The 2,782-nt window shown below is 44.6% G+C and carries 2 protein-coding genes; both read left to right on the plus strand.

What is annotated here, in order from left to right; all coding sequences use genetic code 11:
- The first annotated feature begins 47 nt into the window (after positions 1-47).
- Positions 48-2,429, plus strand: a complete 2,382-nt coding sequence (gene pheT, locus B4J23_RS02720) for a phenylalanine--tRNA ligase subunit beta (RefSeq protein ID WP_291358690.1) — start codon at positions 48-50, stop codon at positions 2,427-2,429.
- The gene (locus B4J23_RS02725) at positions 2,426-2,722 is read left to right on the plus strand and encodes an integration host factor subunit alpha (RefSeq protein WP_004783565.1); all 297 of its coding nucleotides are present in this window, start codon (positions 2,426-2,428) and stop codon (positions 2,720-2,722) included. The genes pheT and B4J23_RS02725 overlap by 4 nt, the downstream gene beginning before the upstream one ends.
- Positions 2,723-2,782 lie beyond the last annotated feature (60 nt).

The raw sequence follows: 2,782 nt of genomic DNA on the forward strand, positions 1-2,782 counted from the left end.
CCCCTCTTTGAAAAAGAGGGGTTAGGGGAGATTAAGGAAATGAATGTATGAAAATTAGCGAAAATTGGTTGCGCACATGGGTCAACCCAGCCATCGACAGCGAAAAATTATCTGACCAGTTGACTATGCTAGGTCTTGAAGTTGATGATTTGTCTCCAGCCGCAAAACCGTTCACAGGTGTGATTGTTGGCGAAGTCCTGACTGTCGAACAGCATCCGGATGCAGACCGTTTACGTGTTACCACTGTAAACATTGGTTCAGGTGAGCCTTTGCAAATCGTGTGTGGTGCACCTAACGTACGTGCCGGTATGAAAGCACCGGTAGCTACCATCGGTGCAGTATTACCAGGCGATTTTAAAATCAAGAAAGGCAAATTGCGTGGTGTTGAATCACAAGGTATGCTGTGTGGCGCATCAGAAATCGATCTTGAAGACAAAATTGATGGTCTATTAGAGATTCCTGCAGATGCACCAGTCGGTGTCAATGTTCGTGAATATTTAGACCTTGATGACAACGTGATTGATATCAGCATCACCCCGAACCGTGGTGACTGTTTCAGCATTCGCGGGATCGCACGTGAAATTGGTGTGATTAACCAGTTGCCGGTAACTCCACCTGAAATTAAAGAAGTAGCTGCAACCATCGCCGATCAAAAGCAAGTCGTTGTTGAAACTGAAGGTTGTCCACGTTACCTCGGTCGTGTGATCAAAAACGTCAATACCAAAGCACCCACCCCTGAGTGGATGGAACGAGCTTTAGTACGTGCTGGCATCCGTCAACACAGCATTTTGGTCGATATCACTAACTATGTATTAATGGAACTGGGTCAACCTCTGCATGCATTTGATGGTGGCAAGGTTCAGGGTTCAGTGCATGTACGTCAAGCCAAAGCAGGTGAAAAACTTGTTCTGCTTAACGAACAGGAAGTTGAACTGCAAGACGACGTGATGGTGATCTCAGATGCTGAAAAAGCATTAGCGATTGCAGGGATTATGGGGGGCTTGTCTTCATCAGTAACTGATGAAACTACTGAAATCTTCCTAGAATCAGCATTCTTCGCGCCATTGCATATTGCTGGCCGTGCCCGTCGTTTCGGTCTACATACTGATGCGTCACAACGTTATGAACGTGGTGTCGATTTCGAATTGCCTATGATTGCAATGCATCGTGCTTCTCAGCTGATTGCTGAGCTTGCAGGCGGTGAGTTTGGTCCAATCATTGTAGCTGAAAAAACAGAGCTGTTACCAAAGCGTGAAGCGATTGAGTTAGAACAAGCGCAAGTCGATCAACTATTAGGTTATACAGTTGAATCAGATTTCATTACAGATGCTTTAACGCGTTTAGGCTGTAGCGTCGCTGTAAAAGCTGAAGGTCAGTGGTCAGTGATTCCGCCATCCCACCGTTATGACATGGCAATCTATCAAGACCTGATTGAAGAAGTTGCCCGTATTCACGGTTATGACAATATTCAAATCAGCTTACCTGTCATTGATGTGAAATTGGCGAAATATGAAGACCAATTCGAACTGACTCAGCTTCGTCAAACTGCAGTGACCTTGGGTTATCAGGAAGCGATCAGCTTCAGTTTTGCTGACCTGAAACTGGAAAAACAGTTAAATCCTGACGTCAATCCATTGGCATTGGCGAATCCAATTTCAAGCGATTTGGCAGTGATGCGTTCAACTTTACTGTCTAGCTTGATTCCATGCGTACAGTACAACGTCAACCGCCAGCAGAACCGTGTACGTTTCTTCGAACTTGGTCTGCGTTTTGATTACCAAAATGCGGCTTCAATTCATGATCTGAAACAGATTCCAACTTTTGCCTTAATCGCCACTGGTTCACGTACGCCTGAAACCTGGCATGGTAAAGCGCAGCCAATGGATTTCTTTGACTTCAAAGGTGACATTGAGGAAATGCTGGCAGCTGCACGTCTGAATGTGGAATATGTACGTTCTGAACGTAGCTGGTTACATCCTGGTCAATCTGCAGAAATTCTAGTGGATGGTCGGTCAATTGGTTACTTAGGTCGTTTACATCCATCACTTGAAGATGAGCTCGATTTGGCGACGACTTGGGTCGCTGAATTAGATCAATCGGCTGTTTTGCAAACTTATGTATCTAATTTTACAGAATTATCACGTTTTCCATCGGTTCGACGTGATATTGCGCTTTTAATTAGTGATAAGATTAATGTTAGCGAAATTCAGGGACTTATCGAAAAAACAGGTGGAGAGCTTCTAGGCTCGACATGGTTGTTCGATGTGTACACTGGACAAGGAGTAGAAGAAGGGAAACGCTCACTGGCATTTGCACTTCTCTGGCAGCATCCAAGCCGTACACTGGAAGATGCTGAAATTAAATCAGGTATGGATAATATCCTTCAGGTGTTGGAAAACACTTACCAAGCGACATTGAGGGCTTCATGACAGCATTAACAAAAGCAGAAATGGCTGATCATTTAAGTGAGCTCACGAGTTTAAACCGTCGTGAAGCTAAACAAATGGTCGAGTTGTTTTTCGACGAGATTAGCCAAGCGCTAATCTCGGGCGAACAAGTAAAATTATCGGGTTTCGGTAACTTTGAGTTACGTGATAAGCGCCAACGTCCAGGCCGTAATCCGAAGACGGGTGAAGAGATTCCGATTTCTGCACGCCGTGTTGTTACGTTCCGCGCGGGGCAGAAGTTCCGTCAACGTGTAGGGAATGAGCAGATCAATTGATCTGCTTTTTTTAAATTCTGCTATTTTTTTAAATTTCAGTATGTCTTGTCCTGAAATAGA

The sequence above is a fragment of the Acinetobacter sp. UBA3025 genome (assembly GCF_002367915.1).
Taxonomy (GTDB): domain Bacteria; phylum Pseudomonadota; class Gammaproteobacteria; order Pseudomonadales; family Moraxellaceae; genus Acinetobacter.

What these genes read in the sequence shown, in the direction of transcription:
- pheT (WP_291358690.1), top strand. Translation starts at nt 48, where the DNA reads ATGAAAATTAGCGAAAATTGGTTGCGCACATGGGTCAACCCAGCCATC.
- B4J23_RS02725 (WP_004783565.1), top strand. Translation starts at nt 2,426, where the DNA reads ATGACAGCATTAACAAAAGCAGAAATGGCTGATCATTTAAGTGAGCTC.